Annotated in this window: 1 protein-coding gene and 1 pseudogene; both read left to right on the top strand. The window is 68.0% G+C overall.

From position 1 onward, the window contains the following. Positions 1-393, top strand: a pseudogene (locus tag B7X32_RS20790) (hypothetical protein); the annotation flags it as partial. Then, positions 390-1580: rhomboid family intramembrane serine protease (locus B7X32_RS20785; protein ID WP_292724117.1), on the top strand; the 1191-nt coding region annotated here is incomplete at its 3' end. The pseudogene B7X32_RS20790 and the gene B7X32_RS20785, both read left to right, overlap by 4 nt.

Genomic DNA, 1580 nt, shown 5'->3' with positions numbered 1-1580 from the left:
GAGGGCGGCACCTGCGCCGTCCAATTCGGCAGCGGCCATCCCGAACTTTTCGGCTCGTTCGTGTCCGCGCTCCCCGAGCTCCAGCCGACGATCGGGCCCGACACGGTAGCCAAGGGCTTCGGCGGCTCGGCGGTCGCCTACCGCGCCGCGCAGCCCCTCACGATGATGGGCGCGCACGCCCCGTACCGTGACACGTTCGCCATCATCGGAACGGGAGTCCGGGATGCTGTGTTCACGCAGTATGCACGGGAGTTGTCGGCGGCGTCCCGCCGCGCCGGCATCGCCACACAGCTCATGATCGCGCAAGGCTCCGGCCACGACTGGAACACCGTGCGGTTCGTCTATGCCAGCGCGCTTCCGCAGCTGGCCGATCGGATGGGCCTGGGCCGATGACGAGCATTGTCGACGTGCCCTGGCGACGGAGCCTTTCGGCCGCACGAACGGCCAAGTCGATGCTGCGCGCACAGCCGTTCAGCATCGGTACTGCCGCGGCCGTGCTCGTGCTGGGCCTGCTGCAGCACTCTCTGTTCGGCACTCCGGTAGATCTGCTGCGGCAGACGGCGACGGGTTTCGAACCCGTCGCCGAGCAGGGCCAGTGGTGGACGCTCGTGACGTGGATGTTGTTCGCTCCTGATCCGGCCACGCTTGCCGTCGCCGTCGCCACTATCGTGTTGCTGCTCGGCGCTGCCGAGCGGCTGCTGGGCACATGGCGGACGGCTCTCGCCTACGTTGTCACGGGCATCGCCGGCGCGGTCGCAGGGATCTCGTTGCAGCAGCTCGGCAGCGGGTCTGGCGAGTTCTGGACCCGCAGCACGGTGGAATCCATCGGATTGAATCCCCTGGCACCGGTCGCGGGTGCGCTGATGGCTGCGAGCGGTTCAGCGAGTGCTCTGTGGCGGCGTCGTATCCGGGTGTTGACCCTGATGCTCGCTCTCGTGCTGCTGCTGTACTCCGGACAGCCCACGGACCTCTACCTGCTGCTGTCCGCTGTGGGCGGCCTGGTGTTGGGGGTGGCGTTGCGCCGCGAGAAGAAAGTGCTGCGCTGGGTTCGTGGTTCGCAGCACGAGATCCGGGTGCTGCTGGCAACTGTCGTGGCCATCACCGCCGCCGGCCCGGCCGTTGCACTGGCCACGGGTTCGCACTTCGGCCCACTCGCCCCGATCGCGCAGCTGTTGCTGGAGCAGGCCCCGCACATGCCCGAGCTGGCACGCTGCGAGGCTCTGCATGTGACCGATTCATGCGTGCGCGTGCTGACGCTCGCGCGTGCAGCGAACCCGGGCGCTGTCGTGGTATCGGCGGCACCGCTGGTCCTGCTTCTCGTGGCGGCATACGGGATGCTGCGGGGGCGGCGCTTTGCAGTATGGGTCGCTGCGGTCGTGAATCTGCTGCTGGGCGCGCTCAGCCTGTTCTACTTCGGGATCCTGCCGGTATCGGGACTGCCTTTTGTGATTGCGGCTCCCACCGGAACGCACTGGGAGGTCACGCTCGGGCTGAGCCTTGCGACCCTTATCCCATTAGGTCTCGGGATCGCCCTCATCCTGCTGCGCGGCAACTTCCGCGTGCTGGCCTCGCGACGGCAC

It is taken from the genome of Microbacterium sp. 13-71-7 (genome assembly GCF_002257455.1).
In the GTDB taxonomy this organism is placed as follows: Bacteria; Actinomycetota; Actinomycetes; order Actinomycetales; family Microbacteriaceae; genus Microbacterium.
This window is presented reverse-complemented; position numbering and strand designations above follow the sequence as displayed.